We start from the raw sequence: 19,670 nt of genomic DNA on the forward strand, positions 1-19,670 counted from the left end.
ATGGCATTTTAACCTCACTATATTAAAAATATTGTCAGTATTACTGCCATTTTCGGCATGAGTTTTGGCCAAACAGGGCTATTGACCTAGATATACAGCCAAATGTTTCCCCAAATACCACATTGAATATATTTACTATTTTCTTCACAATATTGTTCTGCATAAACTTGGGTAAATATAATGAGTGTTTTGGGTTCAGCCGTGATTTTTCTAGCCGCAACAGTCATTGCGGTACCCATTTTTAAGAAGTTCAAGTTAGGTGCGATTTTAGGTTATTTGGTTGCGGGGTTAGTGATTGGTCCGCAAGTAATGAATTGGGTTAATGATCCAGTGACCATATTACATTTTGCTGAACTTGGGGTGGTGTTACTGTTATTTGTTATTGGCTTAGAGTTACAGCCTGAAAAGCTTTGGCGAATGCGCAATCAAATTCTATTTACCGGTGGCGGACAATTACTGATAAGTGCCTTAGTCATAGCACTTATTCTGCACTTTATGATGGCATTTTCTTGGAGTATCTCCTTAGTCATAGGTTTGGCGTTGGCTTTGTCTTCAACTGCATTTGCGGTTCAGCTAATGACAGAACATCGCATTCTCAAATCGCCACCAGGTCAACAGGGCTTCTCTATTTTACTAATGCAGGATTTAGCGGTTATTCCCATCTTGCTGTTAGTTGAAAATCTCTCCACTTCAAGCGGACAATCCACTCCGCCTTGGTGGATAAGTGTATTAGCAATAGTGGCAGTGCTAGCAGTAGGCCGCTACTTAACCAACCCGTTTTTACGCCTAGTGTCTAAATATGGTAGTGAAGAAGTGATGACAGCTGCTGCGCTTCTCATTGTTATTGCCACTGCTGTAGGTATGCAGGAAGCGGGACTGTCAATGGGCATGGGCGCATTTGTGGCGGGTATACTGTTAGCTAACTCTAGTTTTAGGCATCAACTCGAAACCGAAATTGAACCCTTTAAAGGTTTGTTGCTGGGGCTGTTTTTTATCGCCATAGGCATGAACTTAGACTTAAGCTTGTTGGTGTCAAAACCGCTGTTTATTTTGTCAGCTAGTGTCATTTTAGTTTTGGTTAAAACGGGTATCATCTTTGCTATTCTCAAAATGGCTAAACAGCGTAAAACCGATGCAATACGTGTAGGTTTAATGTTATCCCAAGGTGGTGAGTTTGCGTTTGTAGTGATGGCGCAGGCGTCGGGTAATGGGTTGTTACCGTTGCAAATTAGCAGTGAAGTAACACTGATCGTAGGCATATCCATGGCGTTAACAGCCCCTTTGGTTATTTTACATAGTCTTTGGTTCAATAGCAGAGATTGTCCGGCTGTGTATGACTCATCGCCTGATCTTAACGAGCCAGAAGTATTGATTGCAGGGTTTGGACGATTTGGTCAAGTATCAGGTAGGATTTTAGCCGCCAATAATATTCTTTTTACTGCACTTGATAAAGACGCTGAACATATTGAATTTGTTAGGCAGTTTGGCAACAAAGTATTTTTCGGTGATGCGTGTCGACTGGACTTGTTGGTGGCTGCAGGAATAGAACACGCTAAGGTGATTCTGGTGGCCGTTGATGACGAGGATGATGCTCTTAAAATTTCAGAATTAGTCAGAAAACACTTTCCTGATGTAAAGGTGATTGCCAGAGCAAGAAATCGTTACACAGCTGTTAAATTATATAACCTGGGTATTAAAACCAATGTCAGAGAAGTGTTCGCTGGTGGCTTGGAAGCCGCAAACATGATGTTACAAGCCTATGGTTTAAGCGAAACCGAGGCCAATGGTTTAATTGATATCTTTGCTGCTCACGATAAAAGCTTGTTAGAAACGACTATGATGCAAAATATGGATTTTAATCAATTGATCGCAGTCAGTAAAAAAGGTCGCCAAGAATTACAAAATTTATTTGAAGAAGATAAGCAGAATATTGACTAAAATACACGCAGTGGAAGCACTGGGCAAGGGTTGGTTTATCTGGCATATTTACCATGAAAAGTTTGCTGACGATCTTTATGCAAGATTATAGAGATGCGCAGATGGTTAAATATCCAAGCCTACAAAGCCGATCTACGCGCTTATTTGATGGCTGAAGATCCTTATTCTGCCAAGCGTTAAATCTTATCTTAACAATAAATTAATTTTCTCTCTGTAAAGCGCTCGGCGCCCGACGCTCTCTCCCCTCGGTGGTGTAAGCGCTTTTAATTTTTAAACAATTTAAAAGCAAAAGAAATTTTTAACCACCGAGGACAATGAGATCACCGGGTGCCGCGCACAGAGGAAGAATAAAAGATAAAAACAAGGCAAAAAAGTTGGATGTTGGTTGTGTTGGTCTTTAAATTTTGCATTGCTTACAAAGTGAACATAGTTCTCTTTGTAAGCACGCTACACAACAACGTTGATAGCCATAAGCTTATGCAGCGAAATAATCTTTAGCGGAAGCGAGTAAACTTGCCCTGTTCCAGTATAAATACTCAATGTACAGGGCATTCTCTATTGTTGGCTGAGCCTAAAAGTTCTTACTTAAAAGAGCCTGGCCATTCGGCAGCAATAAAAGCGAAGACCGTCCATACCGCTAAATTTTGGCGCATATGCTCAGGGTTCACCTTATCAAAGGTATCGTCAGGTGTATGATGCAGATCAAAATAATCTGTTCCGTCCTGCATTAGATTCAGCGCAGGAACACCCAGCGCTGACAGAGGGATCATATCTGGACCACCTGTAGTATTTCCACTGCGACGGCTAACGCCCAGCTTACCCATTAGTCCGGCCATGGTATCAATCACATGTATTGCGTTAGGTGAGACATTACTAGACGACTGAAGCCCATAAACAGGACCTGCACCAAAATCAGATTCAGATCCAATCACATGATTAGCGATGCTGCCGTCGTCTTGTCGTGCTTTGGCATATGCGCGGGCACCGATTAAGCCCAGTTCTTCTGCACCCCAAAGGATCACACGGATGGTACGGCGTGGACGTATTATTGCGTTATCTTTGATAAAAGCGGCTGTGGCCATAGCGATAGCAACACCTGCTCCATCATCAACAGCCCCTGTTCCTAAGTCCCAGCTATCTAGATGACCGCCAATGACAACCACTTCATTCGGCAGTTCGCGACCTGTAATTTCACCGAAAACATTCTTTGTGACAATTGGACCCAGATCTTTGGTTTGGATGTTGAGACGAATTTTTGGGATGTGACCGTAGTCCATTAAACGTACCAACTGATCTGCATCAGGATTCGAGAGGGCAACAGCGGGTACTGCCGTATAACCCATGGCTACGTTGGTAGCACCGGTATGCGGATTACGATGGTCATCGGTACCGATGGAGCGGATCAGTAAAGCTTCAGCCCCTTTCTGAGCTGCGAGCTCGTGGCCCTTACTACGTGCAATGTTAGCAGGGCCATAGCCACTGCCATCTTTAAACCCTTGCATACGGTTACTGATAAAGGCTATTTTTCCCTTTAAGCTACCATCAGCCGCTTTTTCAAGATCGGCATAGCTTTTGAAATGCACAATCTCAGCTTCTAAACCACCTTCAGGCGTTGATTTTGATCGACCTAGCGCTGTTATTACCATTTTCTGATATGAAGGCAGCAAAATTTCAGCGGTTTCAAGACCACGGATCCAGCCATTCATTTCCACGTCTTCGGTATAAACTTTATCAAACCCTAGCGCTTTTAATTTACTAACGGCCCATTCAATACCCGCCTTTTCGCCAGGTGTGCCAGGGTGACGCGCGCCCACTTCTGTGGTTAGCGACTTTAAAATTTCATAAGCACTATCATCATTAATGGCCTTATCTCGCAAACTGATGGCGATGTCTTTGGTTTCTTTTGATACAGGCACAATGCTCTCATTAGCAAAAGTCGGAGCTGTCATTATGAGGGCAGCAATAGCTGCCAATTTAATCAGTTTAATAGGTAATCCCCTGTTAGTATTTTGTATTTTGAAGGTACGTTATTCTTTTTCAAACATTTGTCCAGTGCTTCCTTTCACGTTGACTATTTTACGTTCTATCTATTGAATTTTGAGCTAGTCACAGAGTTTAACCTACAATATATGTTAATCGGCTCAAATCAATATTCTAAGAGAACGAAAATTTAATGGTGTAGATGCACGTTAAATACATGAACTTTCCTATAGTAACCTAAGGCAGTCTTTGCTGCATTTGTGTCATGATTGTTTCTAACATCGGCACCTGTTTATAATCACAATGACCGGCCCCTCTTACCCAAGTAAATTTAGCATCAGAAATAGGCTCTTTTTGAGCGTTTAGCATTTCTTGATATAAGTGCATAGCGTTATTGAGATAAAAATTATCCACATCGCCCATCCATATATTCAATTTACCTTGTAACTTTGGTCCAAGGGTCTGCCAATTTTTTTCGGTGTATAATCGTAAGTCGTACTTAGTCCATTGTGTTGCAATCGTTTTATCAATTTCACCCGTTAGGGGATCCCAAATAGTTGATGGAGACCCGTCATCAAGTTTTGGTCCAAATACCGCATTCCAACCTCCCCATTGACCACCACTGTAGGCAAACGAACCATGTTTGCCCATTTGGTTTTCCATCATAATTTCATGTTTTATACTAAAAATGGTTTCACCGTCTTTTGCTCTATAAGAGGGTCTTTGCATCCCATTTTCATTTACAAAGGCATTCTCATCTTGATAAATATCTACTAACTGAAAATATTTAAAATCTACACCGTCGGCACTGAATGACCATGCGCCATTAAATAAGTCTGGATAGTAAGTTTGTAACGCCAAGCTTACCCAGCCGCCCGTGGAGCAGCCAGTGACAAACCGCGAATTGGCATTGTCTACTAAGTTAAACTGTTTTGTTAAGTAAGGTAGAAACTCTTGCCAAGTGGCTTTGCCATAAGGGCCGTTGTTTGCAGAATCTATTTGGTATGAATCACCTAATGGCGCTTCGCCATCCAAAAATACGATGACCATTTGGGGTGTGTCAGGGTTTAACCAAAACTTTTTAAATGGCTTGTTCTCATATAAATCTTGAGCTCTGTCATAGCGTGCGTGATAGCCACCAATATTAAAGATCACTGGGAAGTCTTTAAGTGGATTGTCGTAATAACTGTTTGGTAAAATTATCCCTGCTCGAAGATACATATCAGCCCCCCAAAACTCAGACAGCAATTGACTGGGCATCTTTACAAACTTTAAAAACGTGTCGCCGTCAGGCAAAGTTTCCTGTGGTAGGCGTTGATTTAAAGACAGGGCTAGCGACATATCGCTGGAACCATCGTTTATATACTCAACCACATCTGAATAGATATTTAACGGTGAGTTAATGCGTGAATCAAGAAAATCACTGTCGTAAATCGCTTGCACATACCACTTACCCGGAGGCAAGTCAGTTAATGAATCGAAAGGAAAACCTTTGGTCGATGCATCAAATGTAATGCTTTGTCCTTTTGACAACCCAGATAAGTCTTGTGAAAATAGTGGTTCAATATTTTTTGTGGGCCAAGCACTGTATAACCGTGGCTCTTGCTCCATTGAGCTTGAAAAAATAAGGTGCAGACGACCCTCTTTCTGTAATGTTTGTGAGCTTGTCATCTTTACCGAGACAGATTTTGCAACGGCCGTTTTAACGAATATCTGCGACATAGTGAAAGCAATGAGTAAAATGGCAAAGGTAAAATGGGAATGCATTTCATGAACCTATTATATTTTTTAGAGGAGATTGGATTTAGATTACCTAAATTATTTGACTTTGGCATCATCAGATTTGAATTGGCCAGAAGTGAATTACTCCGCTAGCTAAGGAAAGTGACTTGAAAACCTACTCGGTTTTTTATTATTTTTAGCTACCTAAAATTCAGTGAGTCAACATTAATCTGTGGTATTTGATGAACGCAGTATACGGCATACTCGGTGTGTCAGGAGTTACAACAGGGGCCTAGAAGGTAATCTATTCAGGCCACTCTCGAATCACAACTAACCCATCAAAACATATAATAGTGTAACAGCTATGTTTGAATTATTATCTTTGCTCGTCATTATTTTCATTATAAATCCGAGATCAATAAGAAGATATTAACGCTGCAAAAAGACAATGATAACGATTTAACAGAAGGTAGAAGTGTTGGTTGAAAGCATCACAGGGTCTTAAAAGAGTTGTGACCGATAACAATTTCGACTTATGGCATGAAATTAATCAATTGTGATGTTTTTGTTATCTGACGTTTACTAATACTAAAAAGCAGTGGAGAAATGAACGGCTCAGAGTGAGCCGTTTATATTAATAGCTGAGACTACGCTCTTTGCCATTCAGGCAAATTATTTTCAAACGCTGTGATGTTAGCGTCTAGCTCTAAGGTTTGACCAATTGCGTCTAAGCCTTTCAGCAGATTGGTTTTGTGTTGTTCTGCAATATCAAAACCAAAACTCAAGTCGTTAACTGTGACTGTTTGATCTTGTAAACTAACCGTGATTTGCGCAGTAGCATCGTTTTCAACAGCTGCAAACAATTGATCCATTTGCTCGCTTGCAAGCTGCACGGGTAAAAGTTGGTTGTTGATACAGTTACCGTAAAAAATATCGGCAAAACTAGTGCCAATCACCACTTTAAAACCATAGTCGTCTAGTGACCAAGGAGCATGCTCACGACTTGAGCCACAGCCAAAGTTTTCGCGAGTGAGCAACACACTGGCACCTTGGTGCTGTGCTTTGTTAAATACAAAGTCAGGATTAGGCACTTGTTCATGTTGGTCGAGGTAGCGCCAATCGTGGAACAAGTGTTTGCCGTAGCCGCTTTTCGTGACGGCGGTTAAAAATTGCTTAGGGATAATTTGGTCAGTATCCACATTGGCCTGATTTAGGGGCATTGCGGTACCGGTGTGAATATTAATACCTGTAGTTGTCATGATGAATTGCTTCCTTATTGCCAATCGGCCTATTGATAGTCGCGCACATCGGCGAAGTGACCGGCCAATGCTGCTGCTGCTGCCATTGCTGGGCTAACTAAGTGAGTTCGGGCACCCCGGCCTTGACGGCCTTCAAAGTTACGGTTGCTGGTGGAGGCACAGCGGTCACCCTGCTTTAGGACGTCGTCGTTCATGCCTAAACACATTGAACAACCAGGTAAACGCCATTCAAAACCGGCTTCGATAAATATTTTATCTAACTGTTCAGCTTCAGCTTGGGCTTTAACTGCTACCGAACCCGGGACCACAATCGCGGTCACACCTGGCGCCACTTTGCCATGTTTGGCGATCGCTGCTGCTGCGCGCATATCTTCAATGCGGCCATTGGTGCATGAGCCAATGAAGACATTATTAATCGTCAAATCAGCTAATTTTTGACCCGGTATTAGGTCCATATATTTAAGCGCTTTATTGGCGGAGTCTTTATCAATTGGATCTGAAAAATCACTTGGCGAAGGCACCGGTTGATTTACACCTATGACTTGCCCTGGGTTTGTACCCCATGTGACCTGTGGTGTGATATCAGCGGCGTTTAAGTGAATAACACTATCAAAAGACGCATCTTTATCCGATGTTAAACTAGACCAATAAGCCATTGCTTGGATCCAATGCTCGCCTTTAGGAGCGTATTCACGGCCTTCAAGGTAGTCGAATGTGGTTTGGTCAGGCGCAATTAAACCGGCTTTAGCACCGGCTTCGATACTCATGTTACATACTGTCATGCGCTCTTCCATTGAAAGCGCTGAAATAGCTTCACCAGAATATTCAATGACGAAACCTGTTGCGCCAGCATGACCAATTTTACCTATGATAGCCAAGATAATATCCTTAGCCGTGATACCAATAGGTAAACTGCCGTTGACCTGTACTTTCATGCTTTTGGCTTTACTTTGTTTTAGGGTTTGGGTTGCAAATACATGTTCTACCTGAGATGTACCGATACCAAAAGCTAAGGCGCCAAATGCACCGTGAGTAGCTGTGTGAGAATCACCACATACTACTGTCATGCCTGGTTGAATAAGGCCTAGTTCTGGGCCCATTACATGCACTATACCTTGTTTTTGATGCCCCACTGGGAATAGCTGAATACCGTGTTTTTTGCAGTTGTCTGCTAAGGTTTGTAACTGTAATTTATTCGTTGGGCCACAAGCATCAAGCGCTAAAGAGCGAGTTGAAATACTGTGGTCCATAGTCGCAAAGGTGCGCTCTGGGCAACGCACTTTGCGGCTTTTTTCATCTAGGCCTGCAAATGCTTGAGGTGTGGTCACCTCATGTATTAAATGTCGGTCTATGTAAATTAATCCCTCTTCACCGGTTTCAGAGATTTTTTTCGCGTTGTTTGCATCTTCAGCATCTTTCGCATCAATAATATGCGCTTGCCATATTTTGTCATATAAGGTGGTAGCCATGACTATTTCCTAAATTTATTAAATTAACGCGGCGATATAGTCGCCCACTTCACTGGTACTTTTAGCTAAATGACGCTCATCAGGTCCAAGTAAGTCACCTGTCAGTATACTATCACCTAAGGTTTTTACTACGGCTGCATCAATCGCATCAGCCGCGGCTGTTTCATTTAAACTGAATCGCAATAACATGGATGCTGAGAGTATTTGAGCTATAGGGTTAGCAATGCCTTTACCAGCGATATCAGGGGCTGAGCCGCCTGCTGGTTCATACATACCAAAATTGTCTTGATTAATACTGGCTGAGGGTAAAAGTCCCATGGAGCCAGTGATCATCGCACATTCGTCAGAAATAATATCGCCGAATAGGTTCGAACATAACATCACGTCAAACTGACTTGGATTACGAATGAGTTGCATCGTCGCGTTGTCAATGTAGATGTGTTCAAGCTCTACTTCGGGGTAGTCTTTGGCCACTTCTTCAACGACTTCACGCCACAAACGGCTGCAAACCAATACATTTGCTTTGTCTACCGAGGTGACTTTTTTACCACGTTTCTGCGCAGCGTTAAATGCGCTAATAGCGATACGTCTAATTTCTCTTTTGCTATAACGCATGGTGTCATAAGCAAATTGTTCTTCACCTTCGCCTTCTAAACCCTTGGGTTGTCCGAAGTAAATACCACTGGTGAGTTCGCGCACCACTAGAACATCAAAACCACTGGCAGAAATATCCGCTCGAAGTGGAGAGAATGCTTCAAGGCCCGGATAAATTTTCGCAGGACGCAAGTTACTGAATAAATCAAAGTGCTCACGTAAAGCCAAAAGTGCGGCGCGTTCTGGGCGCTCTTCTAAGGGTAAACTGTCCCACTTAGGACCTCCAATTGATCCAAATAAAATGGCGCTAGAATCTTCACAACCCTTTAGAGTGGCCGCTGGTAACGCTTTCCCATGATTATCAATGGCGAGGCCACCTACATCGAAGTCATTCAGTTGAAACGAAATATCAAATTTTTTGCTTACGGCTGCTAACACTTTTTTGGCTTCGACCATGACCTCTGGGCCAATTCCATCTCCTGCCAATACTGCTATGTTGTAGTCAGACATTTTTTCTTATACCCCTGCAATCTTTACTTGTTCTTTTTGCTGGTCAATCTGATCAGCTAAATGTGTGTTATTTAATACATAAATCAGCGCTTTTACACCTGCTTCCACTATATCAGTTGCCAAACCAATACCGTTGAAGCGACGTCCATTGTATTCAGCGACTACTGATACTTGTGCTAAGGCGTTGGCACCTTTGCCTTTAGAATCAAGTTTAAAATCCACTATCTCAACCTGATTATGACCAACAACTTTGGTGATGGCGTTGTAAGCCGCATCGACTGGCCCATTCCCGGTTGCAGACTCGGTGATTTCTTTATCACCTACTAACATGCGCACCGTTGCGCTAGGTATGATCTGTTTACCTGAATTCGCCTGCAAATACATAAGTTTGTAGTGTTCGTCTTCTTGTTTGGTTTGGCTAAAAAACAATAATGCTTCTAAGTCATAATCAAACACTTGGCCCTTTTTGTCGGCTAATTTCACAAAAGAATCGTAAATTGTTTCTAAGTCAAAATCAGTTTCTTTGTAACCCAACTCGAATAACCGATGTTTAATCACATGGCGCCCAGAGCGTGAGGTTAGGTTCAAATTGTTTTTGTTAATACCCACACTTTCTGGGGTCATTATTTCGTAGGTGTTGCTACCTTTTAATACGCCATCTTGGTGAATGCCTGAGGAGTGACTAAAGGCATTGGCGCCAACTATCGCCTTGTTAGCCTGCACGGGCATATTGCACAAGTTGCTGACTAATTTAGAGGTGCGTGAGATTTCTTCACTTTTGATATTGGTATGAAACCCAAGTTTTGCATGGCGTGTCTGCAAAATCATCGCAATCTCTTCTAACGAACAATTACCTGCACGTTCACCTAAACCATTAATAGTCGCTTCAACTTGCCTTGCACCTTGTTCTACTGCGGCTAAAGAATTGGCCACAGCCAGACCTAAATCATTGTGGCAATGCACCGAAATTATCGCTTTATCAATGTTGGGAACACGGTTAAATAAATTCTGAATAATGCCACCAAACTCTGTAGGAGTGGTGTAGCCAACTGTATCGGGAATATTCACTGTGGTTGCGCCAGCGTTAATCGCGGCTTCTACCATACGGCATAAATAATCGATATGGGTACGCCCAGCATCTTCACATGAAAACTCCACATCGTCAGTATAGCGACGTGCATGTTTCACTGCCTGAACTGCCATCTCAACCACTTCGTCCTGAGATTTACGTAATTTCGTGTTCACATGAATATCAGAGGTGGCAATAAACGTATGGATCCGGAATTGCTCAGCGACTTTCAACGACTCTCCACAAGCATCAATGTCTTTAGCTAAAGCTCGGGCTAAACCACATACAGTGGCATTTTTTATTTCACGGGCGATGGTTTGTACTGATTTAAAATCACCGGGAGAAGAAACAGGGAAACCGGCTTCGATAATGTCCACACCAAGTCGCTCCAGTGCCAGAGCAATTTTCAGCTTTTCTTTAACGCTCAAACTAGCAGGTAACGCTTGTTCGCCGTCCCGCAAGGTGGTGTCGAATATTTTGACTTGGTTAGAGTTAACCCCGTTTGACATTCCATTCTCCTGATTGCATTGTCGCTTTGATTTTTTAATTTCATCACTGTTTAAAATACACATACAAAAAACCCGTGCTTAGCACGGGTTTTTTGTAAACTTGTTAACGCTCGCTTACAACCTACCCGTGCAGTCTTGCTGCCAGCAGTAGTAGAGTAGAAAAAATAGCGTTATTCATTATTTAGATTCTTTAACTTTTATGTATAAAATTTATTTTAAAACCAATATGTATTTGTAACGCGGATAGCACCAGTGCGTCAACCTCAGTTTACAAGAACACATATAACTTAAAAGTATAAATTTAAATTTTTGTGATGACTTTGCGAAAAATAATAATGTAGCAGATACAAACATGTGTAGTGCTCATCAAGTATTTGCTCCATTGGACTTGTTTGCACAAAGTTTGTACGGTGCGTTATCCAAAAGCATCTCTTCTATTGGACCCCTTTTAACTCAGGTTGCTCAGCGAACTTGGAGTCGCGAAAAAAGCAAAGGCATAACGTTTGCTGACAAAACACAAAACTAAAGACGTTTATTTATGAAGAAATCACAAAAAATAGATAAAACAATACTACGTTATCTATGGGTAATTAATTTGACACTAAACCATTTTTTTGTAAAGTTGAGTAAATAGCTCGCCTTGAAATTCTTTCAATTATTAAAAGGATGTATTAATAATGATGTGTATAAACTGCAAAAAATATATTCTAAGATTAATAACCCTAACCAATATGTTTATTTTGTCACTAGGTTTGTCTCTTAGCGGATGTGGGGAAAACAGTACAGAAAATACACCCCCTACAGTTAAAATTGGGGACGTTAATTTGTTTTATTTTGTTACTGACACATTAGATCCTTCGAAAAGAACTATCGAAGCAGTAGCAGACGCAGATGACATTGACGGTAGTATAAGTAGTATTAATTGGTCTATTTTGAGTCATCACCCGATTGAATTAATAGGCTCTGACACAAAAACTATTCAATTTACTGCGCCTTTAATTAACTCTGAAGAAATAGACCTATTTGTACTTGAGGTTGAAGCCACGGATAACCAAGGAAGTATAACAACTGATACAGTCGAGATTGATTTAAACGACGATCTAATTATATTCATTCCTCTTATTTCAGCAAAAAGGGGAGAAGAAATCGAAGTTAATGCGTTAATATTTGGTAGAGAGAGTAAAGTTTCAGAGCTTAATTGGTCTGTATCCAATGGTGTTGAAGTGACGTTATTAGATGCCAATACAGATACTGTCACATTTTTAGCACCTAATTCATCTACTTTCTCTACAGTAAACTTAGAGTTAGAAGTGAGTTTTATGGATGGAAGTGAAAATCGAATCTTCAACGCATACGTAACTTTGCATGATTAATAATATATAAAGAATTGTTACACGGGTTGTTCTTGCAGTCATTGACTGGGCATAGTTTTGATAGTGGGATAGTGGGATAGTGGGATAGTGGGATAGTGGGATAGTGGGATAGTGAGTTAACGAAAGGTCTTCCAATTTATCGATAGGGATAGCAGTAATTCACGCAAAGATAACGCCCGTTGTTGACCTTTGCCTTTGTGATCCCATTTGTGACCACAGCATGCAGCAGTTAAAATAGCTTTTGAGGGTTTAAGTAATCTGAGGCTTAGCACTGCAGGTTGTGTGTATACATTTTCGGCAAATTCGCCATCAATATTGAACCAGCCAAACTTATTGGTATGTAGACGATTACCACTTAAATCGATTTTATCAATCGAATCCAGCTCTATATATTCACAGCCAAGCTGCTCAATATGCACCGCAACACTACAACCAATCTGAATGTTATTAGAAAACCACTGTTGGGTTTTTTGTACTAAATAGTTGTTAGCCATACATTTAGCAGCTTGTTTAGCTTGCCAACTGGCATTGTGTACATCAACTTGTAACGGCGATTGGTGTTGTAATAGACTGTAAGCAGCACGTTTTATATGATGTCTAAGTCCCGCTATTTTTCGTTGTAACAAGTTGATATTATTGAGTTTTTGTTGAGATAAGCTAGCAAGTTCTCGCTCATACAATGCATTGCACAGTTCAGCATAATGTAACTGATGCTGATCATCAGAAAAAATGTCTACCTGTTGGGAGTTTGAAATTTGCATAGTTAATTATGTGTACATTATTCTAATAAAGTTTCTAATGGGCTTCTCATATAAATAGTTAATAAAAATCTTTATATGAGTGCTTAAAACTAAAATGGCCAGCGTTAGCTGACCATTTTATACTCTATAACGTTGAATTTGCAGTTTTATTATCTACACATTCAATTATCTATCAATTACTTATTAAGAAACGCTTTATTGACCTTTAATTTCTTTTCGGCCGTTATAAGTTACACGGTCACCTAACTCTTGTTCAATACGTAACAATTGGTTGTACTTAGCAACCCGATCAGAACGACATAAAGAGCCGGTCTTGATTTGACCTGCTGCAGTACCTACTGCTAAATCAGCGATAGTTGAATCTTCAGTTTCACCACTACGGTGAGAGATAACCACGGTGAAACCTGCTGCCTGTGCCATACGAATTGCCTCTAGGGTTTCGGTTAATGTACCAATCTGGTTGAATTTAATTAGGATCGAGTTACCTATACCATTGTCGATACCGCGCTTAAGTATTTTTGTATTGGTTACGAACAAGTCATCACCGACTAATTGCACTTTGTCGCCAATTTTTCTGGTTAAGCTTGCCCAGCCATCCCAGTCACTTTCGTCCAGGCCATCTTCGATAGAGATAATAGGGTACTTTCTAGATAAGTCAGCTAGAAAATCACCAAAACCTTCAGAATCAAACACTTTGCCTTCGCCTTTAAGATCGTATTTACCATCGACGTAAAATTCTGATGCGGCGCAATCCATTGCCAAAGTTATGTCTTTGTCCATCACATAGCCGGCTTTTTCAACTGCTTCAATGATAACTGTCAAGGCTTCTTCATTGGACCCAAGGTTTGGTGCAAAACCACCTTCATCACCTACAGCGGTATTTAGGCCTTTTTCATTTAATACTTTTTTCAGTGAATGGAAAATTTCAGCACCGGTACGCAAGGCTTCTTTAAAGCTCTTCGCGCCAACTGGCTGCACCATAAATTCTTGGATATCAACGTTATTATCGGCATGTTCGCCACCATTGATAATGTTCATCATAGGGACTGGCATACTGTATACACCAGGTGTGCCGTTTAACTCTGAGATATGTTGGTAAAGAGGAATTTTTTTGTGGATAGCGGCAGCCTTAGCTGCTGCCAGTGATACCGCTAAAATGGCATTAGCACCAAATTTTTCTTTGTTTTCAGTACCGTCTAAATCAATCATGATTTTATCAAGGGCAGCTTGATCGACTGCGTCTTTGCCTAACAGGGCTGTTTGAATATCGTTGTTAATTGCGGCAACGGCTTTTAATACACCTTTGCCTAAATAGCGGCTTTTGTCGCCGTCACGTAGTTCTAGAGCTTCACGTGAACCAGTTGAAGCTCCCGAGGGAGCAGCAGCTCTGCCCATAGCACCCGATTCTAAATATACGTCTGCTTCTACTGTTGGGTTGCCACGTGAGTCCATGATTTCACGAGCGATAATTTTGCTAATCTTTGACATTGTTGTTGCCTTTTATTAATTGTGATTCTTAAAATATTCGCCTGCAGCTTTAACAAACCCTGTAAAAAGAGGGTGTCCGTCGCGAGGAGTTGAGTTGAATTCTGGGTGAAATTGTCCGGCTACAAACCAAGGGTGCTCGGCAATTTCGATAACCTCTACTAAGCGTTTGTCAGCAGATAGCCCTGTGACTTTTAAGCCCGCAGCTTCGACTTTGCCACGTAGGTTATTATTCACTTCGTATCTGTGTCTATGACGTTCGTATATTTCGCTAGCACCATACATGTCGTGTACTTTACTATCTGGAAGTAGGTGACATAGCTGACTACCTAAACGCATAGTGCCACCTAAGTCTGAGCTTTCGTCACGAGACTCGGTTGTGCCTGCTGCATCCAACCATTCGGTAATCAGGCCAACAACAGGGAAGGGCGTATCAGGGGCAAATTCTGTACTATTGGCATTTTCCATGCCCGCTACATTTCTCGCATACTCAATTAACGCCACTTGCATGCCTAAGCAAATACCCAAGTACGGTATCTGGTTTTCACGTGCATATTTAGCAGCAGCGATTTTGCCTTCAATACCGCGCTCACCGAAACCACCAGGAACCAATACGGCGTCAAGGCCTTCTAATATATGCTCGCCTTTACTCTCGATATCTTGGGAGTCAATGTATCTAATATTTACTGTTAAACGATTTTTTAAGCCAGCATGTTTTAGAGCTTCGTTAACGGATTTGTATGCGTCTGGCAATTCCACATATTTACCCACCATACCTATGGTGACTTCACCTGTCGGATTGGATTCTGCGTAAAGTACTTGTTCCCATTCGGTCAGGTCGGCTTCAGGACAATCTAAACCAAAACGTTCCACCACTAATTCATCTAAACCTTGGGCTTTAAGCATGGCGGGAATTTTGTAAATACTGTCAGCGTCTCTTAGGGAAATAACGGCTTTGTCTATGACATTAGTAAACAATGCAATTTTTTGACGTTCGTTAGACGGCAAAGGTACTTCAGAGCGACACACAAGAATATCGGGTTGCACGCCAACTGAACGTAATTCTTTCACCGAATGTTGAGTGGGTTTGGTTTTTACTTCAGCCGAAACAGCGAGGTAAGGCACCAACGTAAGATGCATAAACATCGCTCGGTTACGTCCTACTTCAACACCCAATTGGCGAATTGCTTCAATAAATGGTTGTGATTCAATGTCACCCACAGTACCGCCAATTTCTACTATGGCGACATCTACACCTTCTGAGCCATCAATAATTCTACGCTTAATTTCGTTAGTGATATGCGGAATAACTTGAATTGTGGCACCTAAATAATCGCCTCGACGCTCCCGCTTGAGGACTTCTTCGTATACTCTGCCAGTCGTGAAGTTATTTCGTTTAGTCATGCGAGTACGAATAAAACGTTCGTAGTGACCTAAGTCTAAATCTGTTTCAGCACCATCGTCGGTGACAAATACTTCACCGTGCTGAATTGGGCTCATAGTGCCTGGATCAACGTTGATATAAGGGTCAAGCTTGAGCATAGTGACATTCAAGCCTCTAGCTTCTAGGATTGCTGCAAGCGAGGCTGCAGCAATACCTTTTCCAAGTGATGAAACTACACCACCTGTGACGAAAATATAATGTGTCATGATAACCCTAATAAAGGCGTTTGAATTGAATATGCGTTGTAAAGTGTGGTTTGAGTTTTCTTGTTAAAAAGCCAAGAAAAAACCATTACCGGACGGGAAGATATTGTACTAAAAAATGCCATCTCAGACAAAGAATAATCTTAAATAAAAGACAAATATTCAAGCCATCTCAAAATGTGCATCTTGATATGACTTTATTGGAGGATATTTTGATTTAGTGTATATCTTATGCAGAAACTTAATTATGCCATTAGGCTGAATATCGCTGCGCCTAGACCACCTAACATTAAAGCAATGTTAGCGAAAAACCCCATTGCAAAACCAAGGGCTCTGCTGCGTGGGTCTTTCACATAACTGACGTAGTAAGTAGGTCGCCCGATTATAAATAGAATACCAATTGCAGCAGCTATTGAGGGGCTGACCAAATATGAAAAAATCCACAAAGCAGGTATAAATACGATTAATTGCTCTAGGGTGTTTTGTTGTACGCGATACAGTTTTTCCCATACGAGATTGCCGGATACAGCAGGCGCAATTACGTTATACTTTTTTCGACTAAAGCCAACCTTAAAAGCAAAAACAATTACTCTGACAACGCTATAAGGGTAATGATTGCTGGTAATTCCACAGTGAAATCCTTGTTTAATTAAATGCCGAAGTTAATCTTGTGCTGCTAATGTTTTTAGTTGATACAAATATTCTAACGCCTGTTTTGGCGTTAAATCGTCTGGATTAATTTGCTTTAAACATAAGCGTAAATCGTCCACTAAATTAAGTAGATTGAGTTGCTGCTCTTGCCTAACCTGTGGTTGATTGTTGGACACTGGTTGGTTTTCTAACTCTGCTAATTTATGTTTGGCTTTCTGAATAACGCTTCTGGGAACGCCCGCTAGTTGAGCTACCTGTAAACCATAACTTTTATTGGCTGCCCCTTCTTGTACTGCGTGCATAAAACGAATCGTTTCTTCGTGCTCAACTGCATCGAGATGCACATTAGCCAGTTCAGGTAAGTCTTCGGCTAATTGCGTTAACTCAAAGTAATGAGTAGCAAATAAGGTATAAGATTGGATTTTAAGCGCGAGGTATTCAGCACAGGCCCATGCCAGTGACAAGCCATCATAAGTACTGGTGCCACGGCCTATTTCGTCCATTAATACTAAGCTATTGGCTGTGGCATTATTTAGGATGTTAGCGGTTTCGGTCATTTCTACCATAAAGGTTGAGCGACCTGAGGCTAAATCATCAGATGCACCGATACGAGTAAATATTCGGTCGATAGGGCCTATTTGTGCATTTTCAGCCGGTATAAAACTTCCCATGTATGCCATCAACACTATTAACGCAGTTTGGCGCATGTAGGTTGATTTACCCCCCATGTTAGGGCCAGTTATTACCAACATACGTCTGTGGGGATTGACTGCTATAGGGTTGGCTATAAAGGGCGTTTTCATTACATGCTCGACAACGGGGTGGCGACCTTGCTCGAAGTGAATTCCACTCTTTTCGCTGAGTTCAGGGCAATGGTAATTTAACGTTTCGGCTCGTTCGGCTAAATTAGTAAGCACATCGAGTTCGGCTATTGCATCAGCACTTTGCATCAAATTCGCTAATTCAGGCATTAATATATCGAACAGTTCGTCGTAGAGGCGCTTTTCTAAGGCCAATGATTTACTTTGACTGGTGAGCACTTTGTCTTCGTGCTCTTTTAATTCCTGAATGATATAGCGTTCATTATTTTTTAGGGTTTGGCGACGTACATAATCAGCGGGTACTTTGTCGGCATAACTTCGGCTAACCTCGATAAAATATCCATGCACTCGGTTGTATCCGACTTTTAAAGTAGAAATGCCAGTGCGGTCTTTTTCGCGCTGTTCTAATTCATCTAAATAATCGGTGGCCCCTTTGGATAAAGCGCGAAGTTCATCAAGTTCTGGGTTATAGCCAGTTTTTATGACTCCGCCATCACGAATTAAAACAGGGGGGGCTTCTTCTATAGCGTTGTTGAGCAAATCTGCAAAACTAGGGAACTGACTGATGTCATTTGCCAACTGCATCAAGCCTTTGTTGGCAGATTCAGCAGATTGGTCGGTAATAAAACCTTGAATATCAGGCAACAACATAAAAGCTTGTCTGAGCCTGACAAAATCTCTGGGTCTTGCTGAGCGAAGTGCTAAACGGGCCAATACTCGTTGCATGTCTCCGACTTGTTTGAGATTGCTTTGTAACTGCGGATAATCACTATTAAGAAGTGATTTAATATTTAACTGGCGTTGCTTAAGTATGCTTACATTGGTTAAAGGGCGATGTAGCCAGCGTTGCAATAACCTACTACCCATAGGCGTTGCTGCATTGTCTAAGACACTGGCAAGCGTGTGTTCTTTCCCGCCTGATAGGTTTTGTGTTAATTCTAAATTACGCCTTGTGGCGGCATCCATCAATACGGTATCGGATTCTGTCTCGAGCACGATATTACGAATATGGGGCAGGGCACTTCTTTGTGTGTCTTTAACATATTGCATCACGCAACCTGCCGCACATAACCCTATTTTGTTGGCTGTAACACCAAATCCAGTTAGCTCTTTGGTACCAAACTGTTGATTTAACTGCTTAGTGGCAGTATCAAAATCAAACTCCCACTGTGGACGGCGTCTCAATCCTTTACGTTGTTCAATAATATGTTGGAAAGCAAAATCTTCTGGATACAATAATTCTACTGGATTAGTGCGCTGAATCTCAGCTGCCAGCGCTTCGGCATCTTTAGGTTCACACAGCGTAAAACGACCCGTGGTGACATCTAATGTGGCATAACCAAAGTAAACGCTGCTTTGTTGTTTGACACTGACCACTGCGGCTAAAATGTTGTCTTGCTTATCTTCTAACAATGCTTCATCCGAGACAGTGCCCGGGGTAACAATACGTTGGACTTTTCTGTCTACCGGCCCTTTGCTTGTTGCAGGATCGCCTATTTGTTCGACAATGGCCACCGACTGCCCCATTTTAACCAAACGAGCGAGGTAATTTTCTACTGCATGATAGGGGACGCCAGCCATAGGGATCGCATTGCCACCTGATTTACCTCTTGCGGTTAAAGATATATCGAGTAATTCTGACGCTTTCTTAGCGTCATCAAAAAACAGCTCATAAAAATCACCCATGCGGTAAAACAGCAATATGTCTGGATGTTCAGCCTTTATCTTTAAATATTGCTGCATCATAGGAGTGTGTGTTTGCAGCGCGGGGCTTATGGGTGTTTGCTCTGAAAAATTGTTCGATGGCATAATAGAGATTACTTTATTCTTTTTATCTGATGGCTGGCGTGACATATTCAACATTGGATATCACATATTTAGG

14 protein-coding genes are annotated in these 19,670 nt (G+C 41.6%); 3 read left to right on the top strand and 11 right to left on the bottom strand.

Going from position 1 to position 19,670, the window contains the following annotated elements:
• The first annotated feature begins 180 nt into the window (after positions 1-180).
• Positions 181-1,938, top strand: coding sequence for a monovalent cation:proton antiporter-2 (CPA2) family protein (locus C427_RS06440; RefSeq protein ID WP_007634820.1), 1,758 nt, complete (start codon positions 181-183; stop codon positions 1,936-1,938).
• A gap of 581 nt (positions 1,939-2,519) precedes the next feature.
• Here the strand turns inward: C427_RS06440 and C427_RS06445 are convergent.
• The 6 genes from C427_RS06445 to leuA all read right to left on the bottom strand — a co-directional run bounded on the left by C427_RS06445 (position 2,520) and on the right by leuA (position 11,050).
• Positions 2,520-3,854 carry a M20/M25/M40 family metallo-hydrolase gene (locus tag C427_RS06445; protein ID WP_226991033.1) on the bottom strand — a complete coding sequence of 445 codons (1,335 nt, stop codon included), beginning with the start codon at positions 3,852-3,854 and terminating at the stop codon, positions 2,520-2,522.
• 301 nt (positions 3,855-4,155) lie between these two features.
• Positions 4,156-5,685: an alpha/beta hydrolase-fold protein gene (locus C427_RS06450; protein ID WP_007634827.1), complete on the bottom strand. Its 1,530-nt coding sequence runs from the start codon at positions 5,683-5,685 to the stop codon at positions 4,156-4,158.
• A 602-nt stretch (positions 5,686-6,287) separates the two neighbouring features.
• Positions 6,288-6,899, bottom strand: coding sequence for a 3-isopropylmalate dehydratase small subunit (gene leuD / locus C427_RS06455; RefSeq protein ID WP_007634830.1), 612 nt, complete (start codon positions 6,897-6,899; stop codon positions 6,288-6,290).
• Positions 6,900-6,928: 29 nt separating this feature from the next.
• Complete coding sequence (gene leuC, locus C427_RS06460) at positions 6,929-8,368, bottom strand: 3-isopropylmalate dehydratase large subunit (RefSeq protein WP_007634831.1); 1,440 nt, start codon at positions 8,366-8,368, stop codon at positions 6,929-6,931.
• An 18-nt stretch (positions 8,369-8,386) separates the two neighbouring features.
• Positions 8,387-9,472, bottom strand: a complete 1,086-nt coding sequence (gene leuB, locus C427_RS06465) for a 3-isopropylmalate dehydrogenase (protein WP_007634832.1) — start codon at positions 9,470-9,472, stop codon at positions 8,387-8,389.
• Positions 9,473-9,478: 6 nt separating this feature from the next.
• Entirely contained in the window at positions 9,479-11,050 is a 1,572-nt protein-coding gene (gene leuA / locus C427_RS06470; protein ID WP_007634833.1) for a 2-isopropylmalate synthase, read from the bottom strand.
• Between the two features lie 352 nt (positions 11,051-11,402).
• On the opposite strand from leuA, the gene C427_RS26280 reads away from it, so the two are divergent.
• On the top strand, positions 11,403-11,576 hold the full coding sequence (locus C427_RS26280) for a hypothetical protein (protein ID WP_007634836.1): 174 nt from the start codon (positions 11,403-11,405) through the stop codon (positions 11,574-11,576).
• A 205-nt stretch (positions 11,577-11,781) separates the two neighbouring features.
• Entirely contained in the window at positions 11,782-12,423 is a 642-nt protein-coding gene (locus tag C427_RS06475) for a hypothetical protein (RefSeq protein ID WP_236613769.1), read from the top strand.
• Positions 12,424-12,539: 116 nt separating this feature from the next.
• Here C427_RS06475 and C427_RS06480 read toward each other — a convergent pair whose 3' ends face one another.
• From C427_RS06480 to mutS, 5 genes are all read right to left on the bottom strand, one after another.
• On the bottom strand, positions 12,540-13,184 hold the full coding sequence (locus tag C427_RS06480; protein ID WP_007634840.1) for a hypothetical protein: 645 nt from the start codon (positions 13,182-13,184) through the stop codon (positions 12,540-12,542).
• A 195-nt stretch (positions 13,185-13,379) separates the two neighbouring features.
• Entirely contained in the window at positions 13,380-14,672 is a 1,293-nt protein-coding gene (gene eno, locus C427_RS06485) for a phosphopyruvate hydratase (protein WP_007634843.1), read from the bottom strand.
• A 15-nt stretch (positions 14,673-14,687) separates the two neighbouring features.
• On the bottom strand, positions 14,688-16,319 hold the full coding sequence (locus tag C427_RS06490) for a CTP synthase (RefSeq protein ID WP_007634845.1): 1,632 nt from the start codon (positions 16,317-16,319) through the stop codon (positions 14,688-14,690).
• A gap of 242 nt (positions 16,320-16,561) precedes the next feature.
• Positions 16,562-16,966 (bottom strand): MAPEG family protein, encoded by a 405-nt coding sequence (locus C427_RS24685; protein ID WP_307527727.1) that lies wholly within the window; start codon positions 16,964-16,966, stop codon positions 16,562-16,564.
• A gap of 12 nt (positions 16,967-16,978) precedes the next feature.
• Positions 16,979-19,597, bottom strand: coding sequence for a DNA mismatch repair protein MutS (gene mutS / locus C427_RS06500; RefSeq protein ID WP_034898537.1), 2,619 nt, complete (start codon positions 19,595-19,597; stop codon positions 16,979-16,981).
• Positions 19,598-19,670: the final 73 nt, after the last annotated feature.

The organism is Paraglaciecola psychrophila 170 (genome assembly GCF_000347635.1).
In the GTDB taxonomy this organism is placed as follows: Bacteria; Pseudomonadota; Gammaproteobacteria; order Enterobacterales; family Alteromonadaceae; genus Paraglaciecola; species Paraglaciecola psychrophila.

Bases quoted from the DNA above. Each gene is read 5' to 3' on its own strand.
- C427_RS06450 (WP_007634827.1), bottom strand. From the start codon at position 5,685: ATGCATTCCCATTTTACCTTTGCCATTTTACTCATTGCTTTCACTATG.
- C427_RS06440 (WP_007634820.1), top strand. From the start codon at position 181: ATGAGTGTTTTGGGTTCAGCCGTGATTTTTCTAGCCGCAACAGTCATT.
- C427_RS06475 (WP_236613769.1), top strand. From the start codon at position 11,782: ATGTTTATTTTGTCACTAGGTTTGTCTCTTAGCGGATGTGGGGAAAAC.
- leuB (WP_007634832.1), bottom strand. From the start codon at position 9,472: ATGTCTGACTACAACATAGCAGTATTGGCAGGAGATGGAATTGGCCCA.
- mutS (WP_034898537.1), bottom strand. From the start codon at position 19,597: ATGCCATCGAACAATTTTTCAGAGCAAACACCCATAAGCCCCGCGCTG.
- leuA (WP_007634833.1), bottom strand. From the start codon at position 11,050: ATGTCAAACGGGGTTAACTCTAACCAAGTCAAAATATTCGACACCACC.
- eno (WP_007634843.1), bottom strand. From the start codon at position 14,672: ATGTCAAAGATTAGCAAAATTATCGCTCGTGAAATCATGGACTCACGT.
- C427_RS06490 (WP_007634845.1), bottom strand. From the start codon at position 16,319: ATGACACATTATATTTTCGTCACAGGTGGTGTAGTTTCATCACTTGGA.
- leuC (WP_007634831.1), bottom strand. From the start codon at position 8,368: ATGGCTACCACCTTATATGACAAAATATGGCAAGCGCATATTATTGAT.
- C427_RS26280 (WP_007634836.1), top strand. From the start codon at position 11,403: ATGTGTAGTGCTCATCAAGTATTTGCTCCATTGGACTTGTTTGCACAA.
- leuD (WP_007634830.1), bottom strand. From the start codon at position 6,899: ATGACAACTACAGGTATTAATATTCACACCGGTACCGCAATGCCCCTA.
- C427_RS06480 (WP_007634840.1), bottom strand. From the start codon at position 13,184: ATGCAAATTTCAAACTCCCAACAGGTAGACATTTTTTCTGATGATCAG.